Annotated in this window: 20 protein-coding genes and 1 tRNA gene; 16 read left to right on the forward strand and 5 right to left on the reverse strand. The window is 65.6% G+C overall.

What is annotated here, in order from left to right:
- Positions 1-27: 27 nt before the first annotated feature.
- The 5 genes from CHB88_RS15685 to CHB88_RS15705 all read left to right on the forward strand — a co-directional run bounded on the left by CHB88_RS15685 (position 28) and on the right by CHB88_RS15705 (position 7867).
- Positions 28-2370, forward strand: a complete 2343-nt coding sequence (locus tag CHB88_RS15685) for a cytochrome P450/oxidoreductase (protein ID WP_089400280.1) — start codon at positions 28-30, stop codon at positions 2368-2370.
- A gap of 32 nt (positions 2371-2402) precedes the next feature.
- A complete protein-coding gene (locus CHB88_RS15690; protein WP_089400281.1) occupies positions 2403-2948 on the forward strand; it encodes a VOC family protein in 546 nt (181 codons plus the stop codon).
- On the forward strand, positions 2945-4258 hold the full coding sequence (gene fahA / locus CHB88_RS15695) for a fumarylacetoacetase (protein ID WP_089400282.1): 1314 nt from the start codon (positions 2945-2947) through the stop codon (positions 4256-4258). Before CHB88_RS15690 ends, fahA begins: the two co-directional genes overlap by 4 nt.
- 208 nt (positions 4259-4466) lie before the next feature.
- On the forward strand, positions 4467-5561 hold the full coding sequence (locus tag CHB88_RS15700; RefSeq protein WP_089400283.1) for an FUSC family protein: 1095 nt from the start codon (positions 4467-4469) through the stop codon (positions 5559-5561).
- 560 nt (positions 5562-6121) lie between these two features.
- Complete coding sequence (locus CHB88_RS15705) at positions 6122-7867, forward strand: tannase/feruloyl esterase family alpha/beta hydrolase (protein ID WP_176442512.1); 1746 nt, start codon at positions 6122-6124, stop codon at positions 7865-7867.
- 165 nt (positions 7868-8032) lie between these two features.
- Here the strand turns inward: CHB88_RS15705 and CHB88_RS15710 are convergent, their stop codons facing one another.
- Together CHB88_RS15710 and CHB88_RS15715 are read right to left on the reverse strand one after the other, a co-directional pair.
- Complete coding sequence (locus CHB88_RS15710) at positions 8033-10639, reverse strand: sensor domain-containing phosphodiesterase (RefSeq protein WP_089400285.1); 2607 nt, start codon at positions 10637-10639, stop codon at positions 8033-8035.
- A 201-nt stretch (positions 10640-10840) separates the two neighbouring features.
- The gene (locus CHB88_RS15715) at positions 10841-11788 is read right to left on the reverse strand and encodes a LysR family transcriptional regulator (RefSeq protein WP_089400286.1); all 948 of its coding nucleotides are present in this window, start codon (positions 11786-11788) and stop codon (positions 10841-10843) included.
- A 121-nt stretch (positions 11789-11909) separates the two neighbouring features.
- Here CHB88_RS15715 and CHB88_RS15720 point away from each other — a divergent pair, with 121 nt between their 5' ends.
- The 3 genes from CHB88_RS15720 to CHB88_RS15730 are packed head-to-tail and all read left to right on the forward strand — an operon-like array spanning position 11910 to position 14570.
- A complete protein-coding gene (locus CHB88_RS15720) occupies positions 11910-13244 on the forward strand; it encodes an acyclic terpene utilization AtuA family protein (protein WP_089400287.1) in 1335 nt (444 codons plus the stop codon).
- Entirely contained in the window at positions 13245-13553 is a 309-nt protein-coding gene (locus CHB88_RS15725; protein ID WP_089400288.1) for an AtuA-related protein, read from the forward strand.
- A 45-nt stretch (positions 13554-13598) separates the two neighbouring features.
- Positions 13599-14570 carry a Bug family tripartite tricarboxylate transporter substrate binding protein gene (locus CHB88_RS15730; protein ID WP_089400289.1) on the forward strand — a complete coding sequence of 324 codons (972 nt, stop codon included), beginning with the start codon at positions 13599-13601 and terminating at the stop codon, positions 14568-14570.
- Positions 14571-14602: 32 nt separating this feature from the next.
- Here CHB88_RS15730 and CHB88_RS15735 read toward each other — a convergent pair whose 3' ends face one another.
- Entirely contained in the window at positions 14603-15514 is a 912-nt protein-coding gene (locus CHB88_RS15735) for a LysR family transcriptional regulator (RefSeq protein WP_089400290.1), read from the reverse strand.
- 108 nt (positions 15515-15622) lie between these two features.
- On the opposite strand from CHB88_RS15735, the gene CHB88_RS15740 reads away from it, so the two are divergent.
- Together CHB88_RS15740 and CHB88_RS15745 are read left to right on the forward strand one after the other, a co-directional pair.
- Positions 15623-16039: a cupin domain-containing protein gene (locus CHB88_RS15740; RefSeq protein WP_281255026.1), complete on the forward strand. Its 417-nt coding sequence runs from the start codon at positions 15623-15625 to the stop codon at positions 16037-16039.
- A gap of 106 nt (positions 16040-16145) precedes the next feature.
- A complete protein-coding gene (locus tag CHB88_RS15745) occupies positions 16146-16568 on the forward strand; it encodes a DUF3597 domain-containing protein (protein WP_089400292.1) in 423 nt (140 codons plus the stop codon).
- A 291-nt stretch (positions 16569-16859) separates the two neighbouring features.
- On the opposite strand, the gene CHB88_RS15750 is transcribed toward CHB88_RS15745, so the two are convergent.
- A complete protein-coding gene (locus CHB88_RS15750) occupies positions 16860-18821 on the reverse strand; it encodes an APC family permease (RefSeq protein ID WP_089400293.1) in 1962 nt (653 codons plus the stop codon).
- A 197-nt stretch (positions 18822-19018) separates the two neighbouring features.
- Here CHB88_RS15750 and CHB88_RS15755 point away from each other — a divergent pair.
- Positions 19019-19103: transfer RNA gene (locus CHB88_RS15755), tRNA-Leu, on the forward strand.
- 398 nt (positions 19104-19501) lie between these two features.
- Positions 19502-20410 (forward strand): 5'-nucleotidase, encoded by a 909-nt coding sequence (locus CHB88_RS15760; protein ID WP_089400294.1) that lies wholly within the window; start codon positions 19502-19504, stop codon positions 20408-20410.
- Between the two features lie 69 nt (positions 20411-20479).
- Here the strand turns inward: CHB88_RS15760 and CHB88_RS15765 are convergent, their stop codons facing one another.
- Positions 20480-22795, reverse strand: a complete 2316-nt coding sequence (locus CHB88_RS15765) for an NADP-dependent malic enzyme (protein ID WP_089400295.1) — start codon at positions 22793-22795, stop codon at positions 20480-20482.
- A gap of 256 nt (positions 22796-23051) precedes the next feature.
- Here CHB88_RS15765 and thiL point away from each other — a divergent pair, with 256 nt between their 5' ends.
- The 4 genes from thiL to CHB88_RS15785 are packed head-to-tail and all read left to right on the forward strand — an operon-like array spanning position 23052 to position 25974.
- Positions 23052-24020, forward strand: a complete 969-nt coding sequence (gene thiL, locus CHB88_RS15770; RefSeq protein ID WP_089400296.1) for a thiamine-phosphate kinase — start codon at positions 23052-23054, stop codon at positions 24018-24020.
- A complete protein-coding gene (locus CHB88_RS15775) occupies positions 24017-24541 on the forward strand; it encodes a phosphatidylglycerophosphatase A family protein (protein WP_089400297.1) in 525 nt (174 codons plus the stop codon). Before thiL ends, CHB88_RS15775 begins: the two co-directional genes overlap by 4 nt.
- A gap of 57 nt (positions 24542-24598) precedes the next feature.
- Positions 24599-25087 carry a CinA family protein gene (locus CHB88_RS15780; RefSeq protein WP_089400298.1) on the forward strand — a complete coding sequence of 163 codons (489 nt, stop codon included), beginning with the start codon at positions 24599-24601 and terminating at the stop codon, positions 25085-25087.
- Entirely contained in the window at positions 25087-25974 is an 888-nt protein-coding gene (locus tag CHB88_RS15785; RefSeq protein WP_089400344.1) for an alpha/beta fold hydrolase, read from the forward strand. Before CHB88_RS15780 ends, CHB88_RS15785 begins: the two co-directional genes overlap by 1 nt.
- Positions 25975-26211: the final 237 nt, after the last annotated feature.

A 26211-nucleotide genomic window follows, 5' to 3' on the forward strand; every position in this document is an offset into this window, starting at 1 on the left:
ACAGAGACATTCCACGGAAACCGCGCCATGACTTCCCTCACCGCCAAGCCCTCCGCCTGTCCCATCGACCACGGCGCCCTCGCCGGACTGAAGACGCCGACCGGCTGCCCGGTCAGCCGCAAGGCGGCCGAGTTCGATCCCTTCGAGGACGCCTACCAGCAGGACCCGCCGGAGTACGTGCGCTGGTCGCGCGAGCAGGAGCCGGTGTTCTACAGCCCCAAGCTCCGCTACTGGGTGGTCACCCGCTATGACGACATCAAGGCCATCTTCCGCGACAACCTGACCTTCAGCCCCTCGATCGCGCTGGAAAAGATCACGCCCACCGGCGAGGAAGCAAACCAGGTGCTCGCCTCCTACAACTACGCGATGAACCGCACCCTGGTGAACGAGGACGAGCCGGCCCACATGGCGCGCCGTCGGGTGCTGATGGCGCCGTTCACGCCGGAAGCGCTGAAGGAGCATGAGCCGATGGTGCGCGAAGCCGCGCGGGCCTACGTCGACCGCTTCATCGACGATGGCCGCGCCGACCTGGTGGACCAGATGCTGTGGGAAGTGCCGCTCACCATCGCCCTGCACTTCCTCGGCGTGCCGGAAGAGGACATGGATACCCTGCGCCAGTATTCCATCGCCCACACCGTCAACACCTGGGGCCGGCCGAAGCCGGAGGAGCAGGTGGCGGTGGCGCATGCGGTCGGCAACTTCTGGCAGCTGGCCGGCAAGATCCTGGAGAAGATGCGCCGCGATCCGTCCGGTCCCGGCTGGATGAAATACGGCATCCGCAAGCAGGCAGAGCATCCTGACGTGGTCACCGATTCCTACCTGCATTCGATGATGATGGCCGGCATCGTGGCGGCGCACGAGACCACCGCCAACGCCACCGCGAACGCGCTCAAGCTGCTGCTGCAGCATCCGAGCGCCTGGCGCGAGATCTGCGACGACCCTAGCCTGATTCCGAACGCGGTGGAGGAATGCCTGCGCCACAACGGTTCGGTGGCGGCGTGGCGGCGGCTGGCAACCAAGGACGTGAAGGTGGGCGGCATAGACATTCCGGCCGGCGCCAAGCTGCTGATCGTGATGTCTTCCGCCAATCATGACGAGCGGCATTTCGAGGACCCGGACCTGTTCGACATCCGCCGCGACAATTCCAGCGACCACCTCACCTTCGGCTACGGCGCCCACCAGTGCATGGGCAAGAACCTGGCGCGCATGGAGCTGCAGATCTTCCTCGAAGAGCTCACGAAGCGCCTGCCGCACATGCGGCTGTGCGAGCAGAAGTTCACCTATGTGCCGAACACCTCCTTCCGCGGCCCGGAGCACCTGTGGGTGGAATGGGACCCGGCGCAGAACCCAGAGCGCCGCGATCCGCGCCTGCTGGACACCGTGCATCCGGTGCGCATCGGCGAACCGTCGCGCCATGCCATCAGCCGCACCATGATCGTGGAGAGCGCCACCCGCCTGCCCGGCGACGTCCTGCGCCTGCGCCTGAAGTCGCCCGACGGAAGGCCGGTGCCGCGCTGGACGCCGGGCGCCCATATCGACATCGAATGCGGCGACAGCGGCCTCTCGCGCCAGTACTCGCTGTGCGGCGACCCCGACGATGCCCGCACGCTGGAAATCGCGGTGCTGCGCGACCCGGACAGCCGTGGCGGCTCGCGCTGGCTGCATGAAAACCTCAAGGCCGGCGACAAGGTCAAGGTGCGCGGACCGCGCAACCACTTCCGCTTCGACGAGGGCGCGCAGAAGGTCATCCTGATCGCCGGCGGCATCGGCATCACGCCGATCGGCGCCATGGCGCGGCGCGCCCGCCAGCTCGGCATCGACTACGAACTGCACTACAGCGGCCGCTCCCGCGCTTGCATGGCTTACCTTGACGAACTGCGGCAGCTGCATGGCGAACGCCTGCAGGTGCATGCCAGCGACGAAGGCGGGCGCTGCGATTTCGCCGCCCTTCTCGGCCGCCCGCAGGCCGGCGTCCAGATCTATGCCTGCGGCCCGGTGCGCATGCTGGAAGCGCTGGAGCAGTGCTGCGCCGGCTGGCCGGAGGACGCGCTGCGCGTCGAGCATTTCCATTCCACCCGCGGCACGCTCGACCCGTCGAAGGAGCAGCCTTTCGAGGTGGAGCTGAAGGATTCCGGCATCACGCTGCAGGTGCCGGCCGACCAGACCCTGCTGGCGGCGCTGCGCGGCGCCAACATCGACGTCCAGAGCGATTGCGGCGAAGGCCTGTGCGGCTCCTGCGAAGTGCGGGTGCTGTCCGGCCAGGTCGACCATCGCGACGTGGTGCTGACGCGCGCCGAACGCGATGCCAACAGCAAGATGATGGCGTGCTGCTCGCGCGCCGCCTGCGGCAAGCTCGTGCTCGAGCTGTAATACTCAACCATCCCCGTTCCCAGGAGCCGATCATGCAAATCAAGAAGATCCATCACGTGGCTTACCGCTGCAAGGATGCGAAGCAGACCGTCGAGTGGTACACCAGGTATCTCGGCATGGATTTCCAGCTCGCCTTCGCCGAAGACTACGTGCCGTCCACCAAGGCGCCCGATCCCTACATGCACATCTTCCTCGACGCCGGCAATGGCAATGTGCTCGCCTTCTTCGAGCTGCCGAACGCGCCGGAGATGGGCCGCGATGCCAACACCCCGGACTGGGTGCAGCACATCGCCTTCGAGGTCGACACGCTGCAGGAGCTGGAGCAGATCAAGGAAAAGCTGCAGGCCGACGGCATCCCGGTGGTGGGCGTCACCGACCACACCCTGTTCAAGTCGATCTACTTCTTCGATCCCAACGGCCATCGCCTGGAGCTGGCGGTGGATACCAGCACGCCGGAGCTGAATGCCAAGGCGGCGGCGGTGAAGTGGGACATGCTGGAGGAATGGAGCCGCACCAAGCGCGCACCCAAGCATGCGGCCTGGATGCATGCGACCGATACCGGAGGAGACAAGGCATGATCAACGAAACCCACGATCCCGCGCTGCGCAGCTGGGTAGCCTCCGCCAATGCCGAAGGCGCGGACTTCACCATCCAGAACCTGCCCTTCGCCACCTTCCGCCGGCGCGGCACCACCGATTCGCTGCGCGGCGGCGTGGCCATCGGCGACCAGATCGTCGACCTTGCCGCCCTGTCCGCCGCCGGCCTGCTGCAGGGCATGGCAGCCACCGCCGCCAAGGCGGGGGCCGGGTCGACGCTGAACCCGCTGATGGCGCTCGGCGCGCCGGCCTGGTCGGCGCTGCGTCTGGCGCTGTCGCGCGCCCTGCGCGACGGCGCCGCCGAGCAATCCCGTTTGCAAGCCTGCCTGGTGCCGCAGGCCGACGTCGAGTACGGCCTGCCGGCGCAGATAGGCGACTACACCGACTTCTATACCTCGGTGCACCACGCCACCAACATCGGCAAGCTGTTCCGGCCCGACAATCCGCTGCTGCCCAACTACAAGTGGGTGCCGATCGGCTATCACGGCCGCAGTTCCAGCATCGGCATCTCCGGCCAGCGCTTCCGCCGGCCGCTCGGCCAGCTGAAGGCGCCGGATGCCGAAGGGCCCGTGCTGGCGCCGAGCAAGCGCATGGACATCGAACTGGAACTGGGCATCTTCATCGGCACCGGCAACGCCCAGGGCGAACCGATCACCATGGCGGAAGCGGAAACGCATGTGTTCGGCATCTGCCTGCTCAACGACTGGAGCGCGCGCGACATCCAGGCCTGGGAGTACCAGCCGCTCGGACCCTTCCTGTCGAAGAGCTTCGCCACCACGCTTTCGCCCTGGGTAGTCACAATGGAAGCGCTGGCGCCCTACCGCGTCGCCTTCAGCCGGCCCGACGGCGATCCGCAGCCGCTGCCCTATCTCGACTCCCCCGCCAACCGCGAGCGCGGCGCGCTCGACATCCGCCTGCAGGTGCTGCTGCAGAGCCAGCGCATGCGCGACGCCGGCCAGGCGCCGCAGAAGCTGATCGAAACCAGCTACCGCCATGCCTACTGGACCGTGGCCCAGATGGTGACTCACCACACCATCAACGGCTGCAACCTGCAGCCGGGCGACCTGTTCGGCAGCGGCACCCTGTCCGGCCCGACCCTGGACCAGGCCGGCGCGCTGATCGAGCTCACTCAGGGCGGCAAGCAGCCGATCACACTGGCCAATGGCGAGCAACGCACCTTCCTCGAAGATGGCGACACGGTGGTGCTGCGCGGCTGGTGCGAGAAGCCGGGCGCCGCCCACATCGGCTTCGGCGACTGCGTCGGCACGCTGCTGCCGGCGGCCACCGCCTGATCATTCCTTTGCCTTTCCGGGCGCGGGCCTTCCCGCCCCGGATCTGCGCTGCCGCCACGCCGGGGCGGCGGCGATGCGATAACATCGGAGGCTGTTGCCCTTGGCGGCCTCTGCCGAAAATCCTCACGCCGGCAAGCCCGTTTTCCATGCCCCTGCCACGCCGTCCCGCCGCTTTCAATTTTCCATGGCCTTCCCCGGGAGGCGCACGATGAAACCCGACCAGCACGCAGGACTGCTGCAGCGGCTGCAGGCCATGCTGCGCGAGGAACTGCGCCAGCTCACCCTGGTCCAGTCGAGCGACCGGGTCTGGCAGATGCCGTTCGCCGCCGCCCTCGCCTCCGGCTTTCCGCTGCTGGTGGGCGCCTATTTCGGCCGCCTGGATTACGGCCTGATCTCATCGCTCGGCGGCATGGTGTTCCTCTACCTGCCGGGCACGCCGCTGTACCACCGCATGATCCTGGTCATGGCCTGCGCCTTCGGCATGGCCGCCAGCTTCACCCTGGGCGTGATGAGCCATTTCTTCCCGCCGCTGATGGTGCCGGCGCTGATCTTCACCACCATCCTGGTCACCATGGTGTGCCGCTTCTACGGCCTCGGCCCGCCGGGCAGCCTGTTCTTCATCATGGCTGCTTCGCTCGGCGCCTATTCGCCCACCGATGCCGGCCAGCTGCCGCTGATGGTGGGGCTGATCACCATGGGCTCCCTGCAGGCCTGCCTGATCGCCTTCTTCTACAGCGTCTACATCGTGCGGCGGCAGACACCCAAGCCGGTGCCGCCCCTGCCTGCGCCGAGCTTCGACTTCGTCGTGTTCGATTCGGTGGTGATCGGCGTGTTCGTCGGCATCGCGCTCGCCCTGGCCCAGGCGCTGCAACTGGAACGGGCCTACTGGGTGCCGGTGAGCTGCCTGGCGGTGATCCAGGGCGCCTCGCTGCGCGCGGTGTGGACGCGGCAGCTGCACCGGGTGCTCGGCACCAGCCTCGGCCTGCTGCTGGCATGGGGGCTGCTGCTTCTGCCCCTGAACGAATGGACCCTGGCGCTGATCATGATGGCGCTGAGCTTCATCATCGAATCCATCGTGGTCCGCCATTACGCGCTGGCAACGGTGTTCATCACGCCGCTCACCCTGCTGATCGCCGAAGCGGCGACTTTCGGCCAGGGCGTGCCGGCGGTGCTGATCCAGGCACGCTTCGTGGATACGCTGCTCGGGTGTTTCATTGGCCTGGTTGGCGGGATGTGCTTGCACAGCGGGCGTTTCCGGGAAATGGTCGGGAAGCCGTTGCGGCGGTTGATTCCCGGAGCGTAGCTGCGGCGTAGCAGGGGCGTAGCGAGGGTTTCGCAGAGCACTGCTCTGCGCTCGCGCAGCCGGTCGGGCATGCAGGCCCGACCGTGGGTGAGGTTCAACCATAAAGAAAGTCCCCTCCCTTTCAAGAGGAGGGTTAGGGGCGTAGCAGGGGTTTCGCGGAGCACTGCTCCGCGCCTGCGCAGCCAACAGCGCTTGCAGGCGCCGACGGCTTCGCAGGCGGACAGCCTGCTGTCCGAATTCCCTGCTACGCCTTAACCTCCATTTCGAAAAGGGAGGAGCCGACTTTATTGCACAGCTTCACAAACGCAGCGCATGCTCCACGAATTGCCGCACTACGCCTCCAACCCTTGCGCCACCCGCCATTCCCCAACCATCCCTTTTGACCTCGCTCAATCCACAAAACCTTCAGCGTACTTAACGTATCTGAACGGCAAAGCCGTCCGATGCGGCCATGGCAGCCGCCGACCCGGCAAACCGCCGCAAGTCCACTATTTTCCGATGCAGCTCGCAGCAAGACGGTTTCGGCGAAACCGTTCCATCAACGACAACCGGAGACATCCATGAAGCGACATTCCAAGGCCCTGCTCGGCACGGGCGTGGCGGCGGTGACGGGCCTCATCCTTGCCGCGTGCGGCGGCAACGACGATCCCGCGCCCAGCGCATCCACCACGAATCAGAACACCAATGCCGCCACCCAGGCGGCGACCAGCTGCGCCAATCTCGCCGGCACCAAGATCGACAAGGCCGAGATCGGCCTGCCTACCAATGGTGCCGAAGTGCAATCGGCCACCCTGGTGGCGGCCAGCGCCGCCGGCAACACCAACGGCGAATTCTGCCAAGTGAAGGGCATCATCAAACCGGTGACGACGACGTCCAACGGCGTGCCAACCGAGAACATGGAGTTCGAAGTCAACCTGCCGACCAACTGGAACAACAAGGCGATGCAGCTCGGCGGCGGCGGCTTGAACGGCAGCCTCGTCACCGGCCTCGGCGCGGTCCCGCTGGCGCCGGCGAACTACGCCACGCCGCTGTCGCGCGGCTACGTCACGCTCGGCAGCGACGGCGGGCACAAGGGCGCGGGCGGCTTCGACGGACGCTTCATGGTCAACGACGAGATGCTGCTCAACTACGGCCATCAGTCGGTGAAGAAGACGCACGACGTCGCCATGGCGCTGATCAAGAAGCGCTACAGCGCCGCGCCGCAGCGCTTCTACTTCGTCGGCGCCTCCCAGGGCGGACATGAGGCGCTGGATGCCGCTGCCCGTTACCCGACCGACTATGACGGGGTCGTCGCGAACTATCCGGCGTACAACGTGACCATGCTCCATCTCGGATCGCTGAACGTCGGCAAGGCGGTGTACGGCAACGGCGGCGCCGGCTGGCTCAATCCGGTGAAGACCAAGCTGATCGTCGACAAGGTGTACGAGGCCTGCGACACCGTCGCCCTCGACGGCGCGCGCGACGGCATCATCAGCAACGTCGCCGGCTGCAACGCCGCGTTCAATATCGACACCGTGAAGCGGAACGTCGACGCCGGCGGCCTGCGCTGCCCGAGCGGCGGCGACGAAGGCGATACCTGCCTGTCCGATGCGCAGATCGCGGCGGTGGAGCAGATCACCTCGCCGTACACACCCGGCGTGTCGGTGGCCGGCATGGATACCTTCCCGCGCTGGGCGCTGCTGGAGGGCTCCACCTTCGTCGGCGGCTCCACCTTCGGCGCCGCCAATGCGCCGTCGGCCAACGGCACCGGCGACGCCCTGCTCTATTCCGCCGGCGCGGCGACCACCCGCTATGCCATCACCCGCAATCCCAACCTCGATCCGCTGACCTTCGATCCGACGGCCTGGGAGAGCGACATCAAGCGCGTGGCCTCCATCATGGATGTGACCAACCAGAGCCTGAACAGCTTCCGCGAGAAGGGCGGCAAGGTGATCATGACCCACGGCACCGCCGACGACTTCATCACGCCGTACAACTCGATCGCCTACTACCAGCGCCAGCAGCAGCAGTACACGCAGTCGCAGCTCGACAGCTTCCTTCGCTTCTACGTCATCCCGGGCCTGAGCCATGGCTTCGGCAACTTCAATGCCGGCTACGACAGCATCGGCCTGCTGGAGAACTGGGTGGAACGCGGCCAGGCTCCCGGAGACACGGTGGCGTCGGACAAGAACACCGGCACCAGCGGCACGCCGGCGAACAAGGGCAGCCGGCCGATGTGCGTGTTCCCGAAATGGCCGAAGTTCACCGGCGCGGTTGATGCCGACACCAGCAAGGCGGCCAACTACGTCTGCCAGGCACCGGCATGACGGATTGCGCGGCATGATCGAGCCCCGGCCTTGCCGGGGCTTTTTCATCTTGCATGGCGAAGCGTCGCCGGCCGTGCGCCACTGGAGCGTGTTGTAAACGCAAACAGAGGCTGCGCAGCCGCGACAAGCGGCCGAAAGCCTCCCCACGCCCGATGAAATCGAATTTCAGTGACGGAACTGGCTCGCCGGTTCCGGCCGCCCGTACAGGAAACCCTGGAACTCATCGCAGCCGTGCCGGCTCAGGATGCGCTCCTGCGCCGGCTTTTCCACGCCTTCCGCCAGGACGTTCATCTTCAGCGTCTTGCCGAGGGCGATGATGGAGTGAACCAGCTTGTCGTCCCCGTCGTCATGCTCGATGCGCTGGATGAACGATTGATCGATCTTGAGCTGGTCGAGCGGGAGCTTGCGCAGCAGGGAGAGGGACGAATACCCGGTGCCGAAGTCGTCGAGGGCGAAACGCACGCCGAGCCGCTTCAGCGCCGCCATCTTGATCGCGGTGCCTTCGATGTCTTTCACCAGCAGCGTTTCCGTGAGTTCCAGCTTGAGCAGATTCGGATCGAGCCCGGTGCGCTGCAGCACGCCTTGCACCATGTCGGCGAAATTGGCTTGCAGGAACTGGCGTGCGCTCACGTTGACCGCCATCGACTGCAGCGGCCGGTTGCCCGCTTGCTGCCATGCGGCGGCCTGGGCGCAGGCGCGCTCCATCACCCAGGCCCCCAGGGGAACGATCACGCCGATTTCTTCCGCCAGGGGAATGAATTCGTTCGGATTGAGCAAGCCCCGCGTCGGATGGTTCCAGCGCAGCAGCGCTTCCGCGCCGATCAGGCTGCCATCCCTGCCGCGCTGAGGCTGGTAATACAGCTCGAACTCGTCATCGAATCTCGCCTTGCGCAGGTCGATTTCCAGCACCGCCCGCTCCAGCGCCAGCCGCTGCATGTCCGGGTCGAAGAAGCGCAGGGTGCTGCGGCCCGATTGCTTCGCCTGATACATGGCGAGATCGGCCTGCTTCAGCAGATCCTCGATGTCCGCCGCCTTTTCCCGGAACAGGGTCACGCCGATGCTGGTGGTGCAATTGCGCTGGTTGCCGCCGAGCTGGAACGGCCCGACCAGTGCATCGAGGATCTTCATCGCCACCGTTTCCGACTGGTTGACCGCCTCCTGCGTCTCGTGGCCCAGCTCTTCCAGCAGCACCACGAACTCGTCGCCGCCCAGCCTTGCCACCGTATCCGTCTGCCGGACGCACTTGAGCAGGCGTGCGGCGACCTGCTGCAGCAGCAGATCGCCCTTGGCATGGCCGAGCGTGTCGTTGAGGCTTTTGAAATTGTCGAGGTCCAGCAGCATCAGCGCGCCGTAGGCGTGCTTGCGCTCGGCGACCAGCAGCGCATGCCGCAGCCGGTCCATCAGCGACGCCCGGTTGGGCAGCTGCGTCAGCTGGTCATAAAAGGCCAGCGCATAGATCTTGTCGTCGGCGATGGACGGCTCGATCTGGTCGCTGCCGATGATGAAGATGAGTTGCGGCAGCCGGTTGTGGTCCCGGATCAGCGTCAGATGGCAATCCACCGTCAGGTCGCCGCCGTTCTTGCCCTTCTGGTGGATCCGCCGATTCAATTCGCCGGCGTTCAGCAAGTCGCGGCGAATCGCCTCGAAGCTGTCCGGCGGCTCCACCAGATCGGCGAAGGCGACCCGGCCCTGCGCTTCCTCCACCGACCAGCCGTAAAGGCGCTCGGCCCCTTCATTCCAGTAGACCACCCTGCCATCGAGGTCGGTCACCACGACCGAGGTGGGCAGTTTCTTGAAAGGCGGCACCACTCTCCTCGCCGCGGGAGCGGCAGGCGCTCTGCGGATTCCGCTATCGCTGACGCCTGGCGATACGCTTTCCATGTCTTCCGGCAGCGGCACTTCCTGTATCGCCCCGAACACGCGGCTGACGACGCCGGGAGGGCTCCATTCCGCCACGGCGACCCAGCGGATGTTTCGCCATCCGCCGTCGGAACACAGCAGGAGGCACTCGACATCCACCGGCGTACCGCGGGCGGCCGACGCATGGAAAGCGCTCTTCCACGCCTCCTGCTGCGCCGGATGGATGAATTTGCCGATGTCATCGATGTTCGACAGCGCGGCGGCCGGCATGCCCAGCATGGCGGTCGCCTCGCTCGTCCATTGGAAAACCGCGCGGTCCGGACTCATTTCCCAGTTGGCCGCCGGCGAGGCGCTGGTCAGATTGTCCAGGTCGAGATGCGCCTGCTTCCGGTGCGCGAGCAGATGATCCAGGTTCAGCCGCTGCCGCCGCAATTCCAGGGCCATCATGGTCTGCTCGGCCAGCACCTCCAGGTCCAGCCGCTGCTCGCTGGAAAGCGTGCGCGACTCCTTGTCCAGCACGATCAGGGCGCCGAGCGCATGCCCCTCGGGAGACACCAGGGGACATCCGGCATAAAAGCGCAGATGCAGGTCGCCCGTCACCAGCGGATTGTCGATGAACAGGGGATGCGTGCTCGCGTCTTCCACCACGAAGGTGGATTTGTCGCAGATCGCATACTTGCAGAAAGAGGCGGCGATATCGGTTTCGCGCACCGCCAGTCCAAAGGTGGCCTTGAACCACTGCCGGTGTTCGTCGACGAAGCTCAGCGCCGCCATCGGCATCTCGCAAGCCTTGGCGGCGAGCCGAACCAGGCGGTCGAACTGCTGCTCCGGCGGCGTATCCAGTATGGCGTAGGATCCCAGGGCTGCCAGCCGGACGCGGTCCTGGTGGACCGGATAATTATTGACTTGCATAGGATGGCCTCAACCCACTTGGCCAATTGGCAACCTGATGACCGAAAAGTTCCTGTCAAAATGCAGCTTATTGATTTCGCCGCCCCTTCATGCCGCGCCGTCGTGCCGGTTTACGGGACGGCAGCGTGGCAGCCGTCCACCGCAGGATGCGCGAATGCGGCATGCGATCTCGACCATTGGGTGCCGGCCGTTCGATCATGACTAGTCCGATTCGGCGCCCGGTTTCGCCTTGCCGGGGTTCCGGGCCCTTCCCGGTCGCGTGCCGATGCGCCTGTCGATAAGCGCCAGCATGCTCTGCGCGGCGAGCGACAGCGGCCTGTCCCTGCGCCGCACCACCAGGATCGGGCGCACATGATCCTGCGCCCGCAACGGCACGGCGACCAGGTCGAGCTGGCGGAACTGGAACAGGGTCAGCTCCGGCACGATGCTGATGCCGAGGCCCTGCTGCACCAGGCCGGCGACGGTGGCAAGATGCTCCACCTCGAATCCCGAATGGACCGTCTGCACCTGGCGCAGCAACTGGTCGACATGCTGGCGCACGCTGGAAGTTTTGGCGAAGTGAATGATTTCCTGGCGCGCCAGGTCCGCCAGACGCAGGCTGCGCTTGCCGGCCAGCGCATGGTCGCACCGGCACACCACGTAGAACGGATCGCTGCACAGCACGCGGGCGTCGAACTCGGCGGCATCCGCGCCGGGCGCGCACAACACCAGGTCCACCTTTCCCTGCCGCAGCAGGGCCAGGCACTGATCGGACAGCGCATCATGCAGGGCCACGGCGACGCCGGGATGGAGGCGCCGGTATTCGGCGATCACCGCCGGCAAGCCGCTGGCGGACAGCGACGGCAATGCCGCGATCGCCACCCGGCCACGGCGGCGCGCGACGTAATCCGCCATGTCGTCGAAGGCGGATTCGATCTCGCCGATCAGCGAGCGCGCCACCTCGGCGAACAGTTCCCCTTCCGGCGTCAGCGTGACGTTGCGGGTATCCCGCTCGAACAATCGCGCGCCGACCGTCGCCTCCAGTTTCTGGATCATCACGCTGAAGGCGGATTGCGAGGCATGGCAGCGCTCGGCGGCACGGGTGAAGTGCCGCAGTTCGGCCAGCGCGACGAAGGCATACAGCAGGCGGGTAGAAATGTTGGCGCTCATGATTAATCGGCTGAACCGATGAATTGATCGGAAAAATCCATTTTACTAAAGGGTGAGGCGCCGCCAGAATGGGCCGTGCGATGACCGCCGCCCTGGCGGGCACGCCAATCATCGGACAACCATGAGACGCATCAGGATAGGTTCCGGCGCCGGCTACTCCGGCGACCGCATCGAGCCGGCGGTGGAACTCGCCGAAAAGGGCGACATCGATTACCTCATCTTCGAATGCCTGGCCGAGCGCACCATCGCCCTCGCCCAGCGCGCCCGCATGCGGGACCCGGACGCCGGCTACGACCCGCTGCTGGAAGACCGCATGCACGCGGTGCTGAAAACCTGCGCCGGCAAGGGCATACGCATCCTCACCAACATGGGCGCAGCCAATCCCCTGGCCGCCGCCGCGAAGGTGCGGGACATTGCCCGCTCCCTCGGCCTGCGCATCAAGGTGGCGGCGGTCACCGGCGACGACGTGCTGGCCCTGCTGCGCGACGGCGACCATCGCGACGATGTCGGCCAGCCGGTGCGCGACCTCGGCGCGCGGCTGCTGTCGGCCAATGCCTACCTAGGCGCAGAACCCCTCGTCAATGCCCTCCGGCAAGGCGCCGACGTGGTCATCACGGGCCGCGCCGCCGATCCGGCGCTCGTGCTGGCGCCGCTGATCCATGAATTCGGCTGGGCCCCGGATGACTGGCACCTACTCGGCTGCGGCACCCTCGCCGGCCACCTGCTGGAATGCGCCGGCCAGATCACCGGCGGCTATTTCGCCGACCCGGGCGTGAAGGACGTGCCCGACCTCGCGCGGCTCGGCTTTCCGATCGGCGAGGTCGCCGAGGATGGCTCGCTGGTCATCAGCAAGGTCGCCGGCAGCGGCGGCAGGGTGACGGCCGCCACCTGCAAGGAGCAGCTGCTGTACGAGATCCACGATCCGCGCGCCTATCTCACGCCCGACGTGGTGGCCGACTTCTCCGGCGTCGCCATCGAAGAGCTCGGCCCGGACAGGGTGCGCATCGTCGGCGCCACCGGGCATCCGCGCCCGGACACGCTGAAGGTATCGATCGGTTATGTCGACAGCTACATCGGCGAAGGCCAGATGTCGTATGCCGGCCCGGGCGCGCTGGCGCGGGCCCGGCTGGCGCTGGACATCGTGGCCGAGCGCCTCAAGATCACGGGGGTGAAGACCAGCGAACTGCGCTGCGACCTCCTCGGCGTCAATGCCATGCATGGTGACCGGCTGTCGGCAGGCGCGCCCGAACCCTACGAAGTGCGCATCCGCGTCGCTGGCCGCACCGACAGCCTGCGCGAAGCCGTCCGCATCGGCAACGAGGTGGAAAGCCTGTACACCTGCGGGCCGGCCGGCGGCGGCGGCGCCACCAAGTCGGCGCGAGACATCGTCGCGGTGCGTTCCACCCTGCTGGGGCGGGAACTGGTCACGCCATCCACCCACATCGAGGAGAGCTGAATGCTGCTGCGCGAGATCGCCCATGCCCGGGCAGGCGACAAGGGCAATATTTCCAACCTGTCGGTGATCGCCTTCGACCCCCGCCATTATCCGCTGCTGGAGAGGCATGTAACGGCGGAGCGCGTGAAGCAGCACTTCGCCGGCATCGTGCAGGGCGAGGTAGTACGCCATGCCCTTCCCGGCCTCGGCGCGCTCAACTTCGTGCTGCACGATGCGCTGGCCGGCGGCGTGACGCGCTCGCTGGCGCTGGATGCGCACGGCAAGACGCTGAGCTCGGCCCTCCTCAGCCTGGAAATACCGGACGCCTGACACCGAAATCCCCACCCCAAGCACATCCCAATCAAGGAGACAAACATGACCCTCGCGACCCTGTCCCGGCTGGCCGTTGCCGCCGCCTGCTTCGCCGCCGCAACCGCCGTCCACGCCGCGGATTTCCCGGACAAGCCGATCCGCTTCGTCGTGCCCTTCGCCGCCGGCACCGCCACCGACCAGCTCGCCCGCGCCCTCGGCCAGGCGGTGTCGGTGGAGACCAAGCAGCAGGTCATCGTCGACAACAAGCCTGGCGCCAACGGCTTCATCGGCGCCACCGAAGCGGCGCGCGCCGCGCCGGACGGCTATACCGTCTTCATCACCACCAACACCACCCATGCGGCCGCCGAGCATCTCTACAAGAAGCTGCCTTACGATCCGGTGAAGGACTTCGCGCCCATCACCGGCCTCGGCAAGGGCGGCCAGTTCATGGTGGTCAATGCGCAGTCGAACATCAACAGCGTGAAGGACTTCATCGCCGCGGCGAAGAAGGAGCCGGGCAAGATCAGCTTCGGCAGCGGCAGCTCTTCCAGCCGCATCGCCGGCGAGCTGTTCCAGCAGATGACCGGCGTGCAGCTGCTGCACGTGCCGTACAAGAGCAATACCTTTGCCGTCACCGATCTGCTCGGCGGCCAGATCCAGATGATGATCACCGACAGCGCCACCGGCCTGCCGCACATCAAGAGCGGCAAGCTGCGCGCCCTGGGCTATTCGGCGCAGAAGCGCTCGCCGCTGCTGCCGGAAGTGCCCACCATCGCAGAAGCCGGCGTGCCGGGCTACGACATCGGCTACTGGTTCGCCGCCTACGCGCCGGCGAAGACACCGCAGCCGGTGGTGGCCAGGCTGAATGAATTGCTTGGCAAGGCGGCGAAGAGCCCGGCTGCCAACAGCGCCTTCTATGCCGCCAGCGGCACCGAGGTGTTCGTCACCACGCCGGAAGAAATGGCACGCTTCCAGCAGGCGGAAACCCGCAAGTGGGGCGAGATCATCGGCAAGGCGGGCATCGAGAAGGAGTAGTCAACCGCGCATCGGCGGACGGCCTTCTCCGGTCAAGTTCGCCTTCCCTCGCGCGTTTGGCCGCAATGCGCGGCAAGCGCATCGATGAAGGCCCGCACTCTGGCTGGCATCAGCCGGTTGCCGGGCCAGACCACGCACACCGGCATGGCCGGCGGCCGGAAATCCGCCAGCACTTCCACCAGCCGGCCGCGCGCCATTTCCTCCGCCGCCATGTAGTCGGGCACCTGGGTCAGTCCGGCGCCATGCCGCGCCGCCTGCACCATGCCCTCCCCATCGTCGACGATCATGCGGTAAGCCGGGTGCAGGTCCAGCACCTCGCCCGCCGCCTGCAGCTGTACCGGCCGTTCCCGGCCAGAGGTGGGATTGCGGAAGACGATGAAGCCGTGGCCATGCAGCTGCGCCGGGTGCGATGGCCGGCCATGCTCCTGGAGATAGGCAGGGCTGGCGCACAGGATCAGGGCCTGCTCGTCCACCTGACGCGAGGCGAGGCGGGAATCAACCAGCGGCATGATGCGCACCGCCGCATCCATCCCTTCCTTGATCAGGTCGCACTGCTGGTCCGACAGCCGCACGTCGGCGCGCAGCTCGGGATGCGTGCGCAGCAGGCGCGTCAATACCGGCATCACCACCCGCTTGCCGTAAGTGATCGGCAGGTTCAATCGCAGCTCGCCGCGCGGCATGGCATTGGCGCCGGCGGCCAGGTTCTCCAATTCGCCGATGTCGGCCAGAATCTTTTCGCAGCGCGCGTAAAGGACCTCCCCGTCGACGGTGAGCGTGACCTGGCGCGTGGTGCGGTGGAACAGCTTCACGCCGAGTTCCTGTTCCAGTCCGCCGATGCGCTTGGCCACGGTGGAAGGCGTCACCGCCAGTTCACGCCCGGCACGGGCAAAGCTGCGGTGGCGCGCAGCGCAGGCAAAGGCAAGGAAACGGCTGAACCCGCTCATCGCACCCTCCGGACGGCTCACTCGATTAAGGAAAATTTTTCCTCAATGTTAGTCCATTGCAGCCCATTCCATCGCCGTCCGGTTTGACGATACTGTTCTCACGCCACCGTGGGGAGGCACCATCAAGCCATCAAGAGGAGACCAGCCATGCATGTACTTTCCAACCAGCAGCCGTCACCGAGCGTCATTCCCGGGCTCGCCCATGCCACCCTCGCCGGCCATGATGACGGCCTGAGCAAATTATCCGTGTGGCAGCAATCGATCGCGCCGGGCGGCGCCACCCCGCCGCATCGCCACGACTGCGAGGAGGTCGTGATGTGCGGCAGCGGCGAGGGCGAACTGCGCATCGGCGGCGAGGCGGAGCGCTTCGGAAGCAACATGACGGTGGTCATCCCGGCCAATGCCGAGCATCAGATCGTGAACGTGGGCAATGAACCGCTGCAGATCGTCGCCGTCTTTTCCATGTCGCCGGTGCAGGTGTTCCTGCCCGACGGCGCCGCGCTCGACCTGCCGTGGCGCACATGAAACGCCGCGCCATGCGGCCGTCATCAATGAACCGAAAGGAACTCCATGCCCTTGTCCGGTTCCAACATTGGTTTCATGACAATCTCGTCCGACGAAAGGAACCGACATGGGCATACTCAGCAACATCTTCAGCAAGATCTTCCCGTCGCATGCCGGCGCGGCGCAAGGCGATCAAGCAAGTCCGGCGGGCCAGACCGCCCAAGCGGATGCCGGGACTCAATCACAGGCCGCACCCCAGGGCTCTGTACCCGCCCAGCAGGCACCGATGGCGGAAGTGGACGTCGAAGCCATCCTGAACCAGAAGGCGCAGAACAATCCGCAGAAGCTCAACTGGCGCACCTCCATCGTCGACCTGATGAAGCTGCTCGACCTCGACAGCAGCCTCGCCGCGCGCAAGGAACTGGCGCAGGAGCTGAACTACACCGGCGACATGAACGATTCGGCGGCGATGAACATCTGGCTGCACAAGCAGGTGATGAACAAGCTGGCTGCGAATGGCGGCAAGGTGCCGGCGGATCTGCGGGATTGAGGTTGTCGCTGGGAAGAAAAATGGCGCCTTGTGGCGCCTTTTTTCTTTGGGAGTTTAATGGATACCAACTTACCTTAGCGCTGTATTGAAGTCATCTTTTGGACGGAAGGTGGATTCGGCTGTCAATTGAGCGCTGCGCGCCTTATCCTTAGGAAATTGAGAGTATTCCTCAGCCACAAGCAATTCATGCAGCTATTTTTCTCGCTCGCCTGATTAGGGCTTTTATTTAGCACCAAATGGCGCCAACTCGGCGCCATTTTTGCAGCTCGAAAATGTATTGCACTATCGAGCTCATACCTTCATCGGCAAAATCACCATCTGCAATCCCTCGAAATGCAAGCGCCGCTGTATCGCCAGCGCCGCCTGGTTGTGCAGCAGGCGGGTGAACCAGTTGTCGTCCTCGAAGATCAGCTTGCTGGTGAAGAAGATCGAATTCGGAAACTCCTGTGAAATGGTCTCGCACAGCTTCGTCACTTCATCCACCACGTCGGTGCCGAAGCCGAGATAGGCTTCCGAGGCCATGCCGTGGCTGTGGCAGAAGTCGACGAAGAACTTGAGCGTGGCATTGGCCTCGGCCCGCATCTGCTCCACTGCGCCTTCGCCGCCGTAGGCATGGGAATCCACCGTGCGGGCGTTCACGAACAGGAAGTTATTGAAGTGGCCGGGGAACATGCGCTGGACCCAGAGCAGCGCGTGCAGGCCGCCGCCGCGCGAGGAGCCGACGATGAACACCGCCGTCTGGTCATCCGGATTGGGCAGCACCGGCTCGGTGTTGGGGCCGAAGGGCTGGTTGGCGAACACTTGGTCCACCGAATGGATGGCTTCCTTGGTCTGTCCGTAATGATTGCGAATATAGATGCACAGGCCGGCGATGGCGGCGATGATCACCGCCGCCGCCCAGCCGCCGTCCTTGAACTTTTCCACCAGCAGCACCAGCAGGATGCCGGCGCAGATGATGAAGCCGATCAGCGACAGCGCGAAGCGCCGCAGCCAGCGGTCCATGTCCTTGCGATGCCGCCACCAGTACAGGCAGAGGCCGAACAGCGAGATCGCGAAGGTGAGGAACACCGAGACCGAGTACAGCACCACCAGCAGGTTGACGCTGCCGCGGGTCCAGAACAAGATGGCCAGCGCCGCCGCGCCCAGCACCAGGATGCCGTTCTGCGTGACGAGCCGGGTGGAGAGGTAGCGGAACTTGTGCGGCACCCAGGAATCGGCCGCCATGTTCGACAGCACCGCCGGGCCGCCGAGGAAGCCGGTATTGGCGGCGACGAACAACAGGCCGGCCTCGAACACCAGCACCATGGTCAGCACCATCTTGTTGGTGAATTCGCTGCCCAGGCCCATGCTGGCGATCACCGCCTTGAAGGTGGTGGCGTTGAGCGTCTCGCCTTCCACCGGCACCGCGTTCCAGAGGAGGTAGAGCAGGATGATGCCGCTGGCGGTGAAGGCGAGCGAAAGAGCCATGTAGATCATGGTCATCTTGCCGGTATGCACGCGTGGCTCGGCAAGGATGTTCACGTTGTTGGAGACCGCTTCCAGACCGGTATACGTACCGCCGCCCTGGGAGTAGGCCAGCAGCAGCATGCCGACCACGCTGACCCAGCCCATGCTGTCGGCCAGTTTCACGGTTTCGGCGGTGGTGCTGGGCACCAGGTCGGGCAGGTAGCTGGCATGGGCCAGGATGCCGTAGACGATGAGCAGGAAATGGGTCGCCACGAAGCCGAGGAAGATCGGCAGCAGCACGCGGATGGCTTCCTTCAGGCCGCGCAGGTTGAGCACAATCAGGATGCCGATCACCGCCGCTTCGGCCCACAGCTTGTATTCGTGGAAGCCGAGCGGCAGCAGCGACGCCACCGCGTCCACGCCGGCGGCGATGGAGATCGAGATGGTGAGCACGTAGTCCAGCACCAGCGCGCAGCCGGCGATCAGGCCGAGGTAGGGGCCGACCAGCTTGGTGGCGACGCGGTAACCGCCGCCGCCGGTGGGAAACAGCTCGATCACCTGGTTGTAGGCGAGCGCGATGATGAACACGGTGACGGCCGTGGCAATGGCCATGTAGAGGCCGAGCTGGGTATGGCCCTGCAGCGCGCGGAAAGTCTCTTCCGGACCGTAGGCGGAGGAAGAGAGGCCGTCGGCGCCGAGGCCGACCCAGGCGAAGAAGGCAACCAGGGCGAGCGAATGTCGTGTTTCGCTCTTGAGCGGATCGAGCGCCTTGCCGAGAACAATCTCGCGGATTTTGACTGACTTCATTGCATAGCCCTGAATTGCTTCAGGAATAACGAAAGAGGGCGATGATACGCCCGTTGATTAACCATGTGCAATGACTCCAACGGCGGCTTTCTTGCCGGAGACGGGCAAATCGGCCATAATGTCGTTCGTTCCGCCGGCGACGGTGGAACGGGTTGTCGCAAGAGACGCACTTCCGGTGTGTTTCGAACGAATAACAAGCCTCGGTGGTGAAATTGGTAGACGCGCCGGACTCAAAATCCGGTTCCGAAAGGAGTGTCGGTTCGATTCCGACCCGAGGCACCATACGCAAGCCTGCGCAACCCTTCCGATTGCCGCATCAACGGCGTCCATATCCGTCCCCCAGCCCACAGCTTCATCCCGTCATCCACGCCGGCATTTGCCTTGAGCCTTTCAAGCCGAAATGCAAGGCAACGCCCTACCGACTCCTGCTCCCCTTCAGCAACTACGGCAGATCGACGTCGATAGCCGGATGCATTGCGCGTCGTTCGTTGGGACAATGCGCTCCAGACAACGTTCCTGCCGTCGATTCCTGTCAACATCATTCCCCGATGCAGCCTGCGTCCTCATCATGCAAGAAGCCTGCCGGAAACCATGCAGCTGCAATCTTGCAATCCAAGATCGGCCGGCTTTGATAGTATTCACCGACTTGCTTACGGCTCACTCTTGCCTCTCATATCACCATGCCCGTTTCCCTCGACAACCTGCTGGTCATCGGCATCTCGTCCCGCGCCCTGTTCGACCTCGAAGCGGAGGAAACCCTGTTCCGCGCCGAAGGGCTGGATGCCTACCGGCGCCATCAGCTGGAGAATGAGAACGAGATCCTGAAGCCGGGCGCCGGCTTCGCGCTGGTGAGGGCGCTGCTCAAGCTGAACGAGCTGACGCACAACCAGCGCTTCGTCGAGGTGGTGATCATGTCGCGCAATTCGTCCGAAACCTCGATGCGCATCTTCAACTCGATCAGGCATTACGGCCTCGACATCACCCGCGCAGTGCTTTCCGGCGGCGCGCTGCTGACGCCCTATCTGCGGGCCTTCAATGTCAGCCTGTTCCTGTCGCTGCACGAAGACGACGTGCAGGCCGCCATCGATTCCGGGGTGGCCGCCGCCCTGCTCTACCAGAAACCGGATAACGCCTTCGAGGAACTCGACCAGATCCGCATTGCCTTCGACGGCGACGCGGTGATCTTCTCCGACGAATCGGAGCGCATCTTTCAGGCGCAAGGCATCGAAGCCTTCGAGAACCATGAGCGCGAGAACGCGATGAAACCGCTGCCGGAAGGCCCGTTCGCGCGGCTGTTGAAGGCGCTCTCCTTCATCCAGAACAATTTCCGCACCGCCGACGGCCGCTCGGCGCCGATGCGCACCGCCCTCGTCACAGCGCGCTCCTCGCCGGCGCACGAGCGGGTGATACGCACCCTGCGCGCCTGGGACATGGTGATCGATGAAACCTTCTTCATGGGCGGCGTGCACAAGTCGGACGTGCTGGCCGCCTTCAAGCCGCATATCTTCTTCGATGACCAGCATGGGCATTGCGAGCGCGCCGCGCCGCTGGTGCAGACCGGGCGGGTGCCGTCGCCGAACCGGGCCTGAAACGCAGGCCGCGCCAAAGAAAAAAAGCCGCCCGAAGGCGGCTTTTCATTTGCGGACGAGCTGGCTGGATCAACCGCGCTGTTCCACCGCATCCATCACGCACAGTGCCGTCATGTTGACGATGCGGCGCACCGTGGCCGATGGCGTCAGGATGTGCACCGGCCGCTTGCAGCCGAGGAGGATGGGGCCGATCGCGATGCCGTTGCCGGCCGCCGTCTTCAGCAGGTTGTAGGAGATGTTGGCGGCGTCGATGTTCGGCAGCACCAGCAGGTTCGCCTCGCGCGTCAGCGTCGCATCCGGCATCGTTGAATGCAGCAGCTTGTGGTCGAGCGCGGTGTCGCCGTGCATCTCGCCATCCACTTCCAGCTCCGGCGCCTTCTCGCGCAGGATCGCCAGCGCGGCCCGCATCTTCTGCGCCGACTCGCTGTTGCTGCTGCCGAAGTTGGAGTGCGACAGCAGCGCCGCGCGCGGCAGCACGCCGAAGCGGCGCATCTCTTCCGCCGCCATCATGGTGATCTCGGCGATCTGCTCGGCGGTCGGGTTCTCGTTCACGTGCGTGTCGACGATCACCAGCTGCCGGTTCGGCAGGATCAGCGCGTTCATCGCCGCGTACACCGTGGCGCCCTCGCGCTTGCCGAGGATCTGGTCGATGTAGCGCAGGTGGATGTCGGTGGTGCCGTAGGTGCCGCAGATCATGCCGTCGGCATCGCCCTTGTGGATCATCATGGTGCTGATGAGCGTGTGGCGGCGGCGCATCTCCAGCTTGGCGTATTGCTCGGTGATGCCCTTGCGGCGGGTCATCTGCAGGTAAGTCTGCCAGTAGTCGCGGTAGCGCTCATCGAACTCCGGATTGATCACCTGGAAGTCGATGCCGGGGCGCAGGCGCAGGCCGAAGCGGGCGATGCGCTGCTCCAGCACCTTGGGACGGCCGACCAGGATGGGCTTGGCCAGCTTCTCGTCCACCACCACCTGCACCGCGCGCAGGATGCGCTCTTCCTCGCCCTCGGCGAAGACGATGCGCTTCTTCTCGTCCGGCGCCTTGCGCGCCATCTGGAAGATCGGCTTCATGAAGGTGCCGCTGCGGTAGACGAACTGCTCCAGCTGCGCGGCATAGGCCTGCAGGTCGGCGATCGGGCGCGAGGCCACGCCCGAATCCTGGGCTGCCTTGGCCACCGCCGGCGCGATCTTCATCATCAGGCGCGGATCGAAGGGCTTCGGAATCACGTATTCCGGACCGAAGGACAGGTTGCTGATGCCGTAGGCGGTGGCCACCACGTCCGACTGCTCGGCCTGGGCCAGCTCGGCGATCGCATGCACCGCCGCGATCTCCATCTCGCGGGTGATGGTGGTGGCGCCGGAATCGAGCGCGCCGCGGAAGATGTAGGGGAAGCAGAGCACGTTGTTGACCTGGTTCGGATAATCCGAACGGCCGGTGGCGATGACGGCGTCGTCCCGCACCGACTTGACTTCCTCCGGCAGGATTTCCGGGGTCGGGTTGGCCAGGGCCAGGATCAGCGGCTTGGGCGCCATCTGCTTCACCATGTCGGCCTTGAGCACGCCGCCGGCGGACAGGCCGAGGAAGATGTCGGCGCCGCCGATCACCTCGGCCAGGGTGCGGGCGCTGGTGTCCTGCGCGAAGCGCTCCTTGTCCGGGTCCATCAGTTCCTTGCGGCCCTTGTAGACCACGCCGGCGAGGTCGGTGACGAAGATGTTCTCGAGCGGGAAGCCGAGATGCAGGATGGTGTCGAGGCAGGCCAGCGCGGCGGCGCCGGCGCCGGATACCACCAGCTTGCAATCCTTGATCTGCTTGCCGACCACCTTCAGGCCGTTGAGGATGGCGGCGCCGACGATGATGGCGGTGCCGTGCTGGTCGTCATGGAAGACGGGGATCTTCATCCGCTCGCGCAGCTTGCGCTCGATGTAGAAGCACTCCGGCGCCTTGATGTCTTCCAGGTTGATGCCGCCGAAGGTGGGTTCCAGCGCGGCGATGATGTCGCACAGCTTGTCGGGGTCGGTTTCGTTGATCTCGATGTCGAACACGTCGATGCCGGCGAACTTCTTGAACAGCACGCCCTTGCCTTCCATCACCGGCTTGGACGCCAGCGGACCGATGTTGCCCAGGCCGAGCACCGCGGTGCCGTTGGTGACCACCGCGACCAGGTTGCCGCGCGCGGTATAGCGGAAGGCATTGGCCGGATCGGCGACGATTTCCTCGCAGGCCGACGCCACGCCGGGCGAATAGGCCAGCGCCAGATCGCGCTGGTTGGTCAGCTGCTTGGTCGGCGTGACGCTGATCTTGCCCGGGGTCGGGAATTCGTGATATTCGAGCGCCGCCTGGCGCAGTTGCTGACGAAGTTCTTCTTTGCGATCTACGGGAGAAACCATGCTGTGCGGCCTTCCTCTTCTTGGGCTTACGGGAAACTTACGATTTTAACAGAGCGCCGCCGCGGGTCCGCAGGCAATTTGCGCTTTTATCCAGACCTTGGGAAAAGCTGGAATCGGTGAAATTAAACACTATCGATGCGGCCGTCACAATCGATTTTGCAAATAAAAACGGGCAGCCGGAGCCGCGCGGGCTGCCTGCTTCCAGCGGGACCGGACATCGGCCTCGCACCCGAATGGCATTCTGTACAATCCCGCCATGCCTTCCGAATTCGACCTCATCGCCCGCCATTTCACCCGTCCGCCGCGCGATGCGGCGCGCGTTCCGCTCGGCGTCGGCGACGACTGCGCGCTGGTCGCGCCCGCCGCCGGCATGCAGCTGGCGATCTCCTCGGACATGCTGGTGGAAGGCCGGCACTTCTTTGCGCAGGCCGATCCGGCCCTGCTCGGCCACAAATGCCTGGCGGTGAACCTTTCCGACCTCGCCGCCATGGGCGCCAGGCCGCTCGGCTTCACCCTGGCGCTCGCGCTGCCGGCAGCCGACGACGATTGGCTGCGCGCCTTCGCCGGCGGCATGCTGGCGCTGGCCGATGCCCACGACTGCGACCTCATCGGCGGCGACACCACCAGGGGCCCGCTCAATATCTGCATCACCATCTTCGGCGAAGTGCCGACTGGCCAGGCGCTGCGGCGCGACGCGGCGCGCAGCGGCGATGACATCTGGATTTCCGGCACCCTCGGCGATGCCCGCCTGGCGCTGGCCGGCTACCGGCGCGAGATCGAACTCGACGCCGCCAGCCTGCAGCGCGCCGGCCGGCGCATGCATGTGCCGATGCCGCGGGTGGCGCTCGGCCAGGCGCTGCGCGGCATCGCCCATGCGGCGATCGACATTTCCGACGGCCTGGTGGGCGACCTCGGCCACATACTGGAACGCTCCGGCGTCGGCGCCTGCATCGATGCCGATGCCCTGCCCGCCGGGCCGGAACTGGCGGCGCATCCGTCCGAACTGCGGCGCCCCTTCGCCCTGGCCGGCGGCGACGATTACGAGCTGTGCTTCACCGCGCCGGCTTCCGCCCGCGAATCGGTGCTGGCCGCCGCTGCCGAATGCGGCACGCCGGTCACCCGCGTCGGCCGCATCGACGCCGCGCCCGGGCTGCGCCTGGTTGACCGCAACGGCGCGCCGCTCTCCCTGCAACTCGCTTCCTTCGACCATTTCGCTTCCCCATGAACGCATCCGACACCCGTCCGCCGGCCGCCATCCGCAAGCCGGGCGCCGCCTTCATGCTCTCCCATCCGGCGCACATCCTGGCGCAGGGCTTCGGCAGCGGCCTCTCGCCCGTCATGCCGGGCACCGTCGGCACCCTGTTCGCCTGGCTGTGCTTCGACGTGCTGACGCAGCGCTGGCCGCATGTCTTCACCGCCGGCGCGTGGGGCATCATCATCGCCGCCGGCTTCCTGGTCGGCATCTGGGCCTGCCACCAGACCGGCAGGGACCTGGGCATCGCCGACCATGGCAGCATGGTGTGGGACGAAATCATCGCCTTCTGGCTGGTGCTGCTGGTGCTGATGCCGGCGCCGCCGGCCACCCAGGTCTGGGCCTTTCTCTGGTTCCGCTTCTTCGACATGGTGAAGCCGCCGCCCATCCGCCAGGCGGACCGCCGCTTCAAGGGCGGCTTCGGCGTCATGCTGGACGACCTCGTCGCCGCCTTCTTCACGCTGCTGGTGTTCGCCGTGTGGCGGGCGCTTTGATGCCGGGGCAATGCTCGCCCGGCGAAATGCAAACACGACACTCAAGGAGGATGAGACATGGATGACATCATGGCGCTGTCGGCCCAGGTCGGCCGCGCGCTGCAGGAACACGGGCTGATGCTGGCCACCGCCGAATCCTGCACCGGCGGCGGCGTCGGCCAAGCCATCACCGAAATCGCCGGTTCCTCCGCCTGGTTCGACTGCGGCTTCATCACCTACTCCAATAGCGCCAAGTCGGCCCTGCTCGGCATTCCGTCCGCGTTGATCGAACGCCACGGCGCGGTCAGCGAAGAGGTGGCGGCGGCGATGGCCGAAGGCGCGCTGGCCCACAGCCATGCCAGCATTGCCGTCTCCACCACCGGCATCGCCGGCCCGGGCGGCGCGGTGCCGGGCAAGCCGGTCGGCACCGTCTGCTTCGGTTGGGCGATGAAGGGATACACGCATACCGAGAGACTCGTCTTCCCCGGCGACCGCCAGGCGGTGCGCCAGCAGACCGTCGCCCATGCGCTCGTGGGCTTGCTGCGCCTGCTGAAACGGGAGGCATGATGCTGGACCGCTTTCCTTCACGCCGCATCGACGTCAATGGCGTCACCCTTCATTTTCGCCAGGGTGGCGATGGCCCGCCGCTCTTGCTGCTGCACGGCTACCCGCAGACCCATGTCATCTGGCACACGGTGGCCGACCAGCTGGCCGAACGCTTCACCCTCGTCATGCCCGACCTGCGCGGCTACGGCGATTCTTCCAAGCCGAAAGGCGAACCCGACCACGCCAACTATTCGAAGCGGGTGATGGCGCAGGACATGGCGGCCCTGATGGCGGCGCTCGGCCACACGCGATTCCAGGTCTGCGGCCATGACCGCGGCGGCCGGGTGGCGCATCGCCTCGCGCTCGATCATCCGCAGGCGGTGCAGCGCCTGATGCTGCTCGACATCTCGCCCACCCGCACCATGTACGACGCCACCGACAAGGCATTCGCCAGCTACTACTACCACTGGTTCATGCTGATCCAGCCCTACCCGCTGCCGGAAACCCTGATCGGCAACAGCGCCGCCTTCTATCTGCGCACCACCCTCGGCGGCTGGGGCTCCGACGGCGCCAGCTTCTTCGATGCGCAAGCCATGGCCGAGTACGAACGCTGCTTCTGCCAGCCGGACGCCATTCATGCCGCCTGCGAGGATTACCGCGCCGCCGCCGGCATCGACCTGGCGCATGATGCGGCGGACGAGGACAAGCGCATCGCCTGCCCGGTGCGGGTGCTGTGGGGCGAACAGGGCGTGGTCGGCAGGCTGTTCCAGCCGATCGCCGACTGGCAGGCGAAGTGCGCGCAGCCGGTGACCGGCCGCGCCCTGCCGTGCGGGCACTTCATTCCGGACCAGGTGCCGGAACTGCTGCTGCCGGAGATGCTGGCGTTTTTTGATGCTGCCGGACATTGACATCGGCTTCATTACACGGCGCATCTCCGCGCGCCGGTTCTTCCCTCGTCCCTTCCGTTTTAGACTGTGGCAACCATGCCAATTGCTCGGGCGAAGCCGCTGATCCCGCGGGTGACGGTGCTAAATTAACAGGCAGCATTGCGCCTCGAACCGCCGATCGAACACGAGGCGGCCGCATCAGGGACGTCAAGATCCCGCGCAATACGATGAAGGCTTTTTCAATTCCTGCAACCGGGA

The sequence above is a fragment of the Noviherbaspirillum humi genome, assembly GCF_900188095.1.
GTDB classification, from domain to species: Bacteria; Pseudomonadota; Gammaproteobacteria; order Burkholderiales; family Burkholderiaceae_D; genus Noviherbaspirillum; species Noviherbaspirillum humi.

Coding starts and splice junctions, on each gene's coding strand:
- CHB88_RS15685 (WP_089400280.1), top strand. CDS start 28: ATGACTTCCCTCACCGCCAAGCCCTCCGCCTGTCCCATCGACCACGGC.
- CHB88_RS15690 (WP_089400281.1), top strand. CDS start 2,403: ATGCAAATCAAGAAGATCCATCACGTGGCTTACCGCTGCAAGGATGCG.
- fahA (WP_089400282.1), top strand. CDS start 2,945: ATGATCAACGAAACCCACGATCCCGCGCTGCGCAGCTGGGTAGCCTCC.
- CHB88_RS15700 (WP_089400283.1), top strand. CDS start 4,467: ATGAAACCCGACCAGCACGCAGGACTGCTGCAGCGGCTGCAGGCCATG.
- CHB88_RS15705 (WP_176442512.1), top strand. CDS start 6,122: ATGAAGCGACATTCCAAGGCCCTGCTCGGCACGGGCGTGGCGGCGGTG.
- CHB88_RS15710 (WP_089400285.1), bottom strand. CDS start 10,639: ATGCAAGTCAATAATTATCCGGTCCACCAGGACCGCGTCCGGCTGGCA.
- CHB88_RS15715 (WP_089400286.1), bottom strand. CDS start 11,788: ATGAGCGCCAACATTTCTACCCGCCTGCTGTATGCCTTCGTCGCGCTG.
- CHB88_RS15720 (WP_089400287.1), top strand. CDS start 11,910: ATGAGACGCATCAGGATAGGTTCCGGCGCCGGCTACTCCGGCGACCGC.
- CHB88_RS15725 (WP_089400288.1), top strand. CDS start 13,245: ATGCTGCTGCGCGAGATCGCCCATGCCCGGGCAGGCGACAAGGGCAAT.
- CHB88_RS15730 (WP_089400289.1), top strand. CDS start 13,599: ATGACCCTCGCGACCCTGTCCCGGCTGGCCGTTGCCGCCGCCTGCTTC.
- CHB88_RS15735 (WP_089400290.1), bottom strand. CDS start 15,514: ATGAGCGGGTTCAGCCGTTTCCTTGCCTTTGCCTGCGCTGCGCGCCAC.
- CHB88_RS15745 (WP_089400292.1), top strand. CDS start 16,146: ATGGGCATACTCAGCAACATCTTCAGCAAGATCTTCCCGTCGCATGCC.
- CHB88_RS15750 (WP_089400293.1), bottom strand. CDS start 18,821: ATGAAGTCAGTCAAAATCCGCGAGATTGTTCTCGGCAAGGCGCTCGAT.
- CHB88_RS15760 (WP_089400294.1), top strand. CDS start 19,502: ATGCCCGTTTCCCTCGACAACCTGCTGGTCATCGGCATCTCGTCCCGC.
- CHB88_RS15765 (WP_089400295.1), bottom strand. CDS start 22,795: ATGGTTTCTCCCGTAGATCGCAAAGAAGAACTTCGTCAGCAACTGCGC.
- thiL (WP_089400296.1), top strand. CDS start 23,052: ATGCCTTCCGAATTCGACCTCATCGCCCGCCATTTCACCCGTCCGCCG.
- CHB88_RS15775 (WP_089400297.1), top strand. CDS start 24,017: ATGAACGCATCCGACACCCGTCCGCCGGCCGCCATCCGCAAGCCGGGC.
- CHB88_RS15780 (WP_089400298.1), top strand. CDS start 24,599: ATGGATGACATCATGGCGCTGTCGGCCCAGGTCGGCCGCGCGCTGCAG.
- CHB88_RS15785 (WP_089400344.1), top strand. CDS start 25,087: ATGCTGGACCGCTTTCCTTCACGCCGCATCGACGTCAATGGCGTCACC.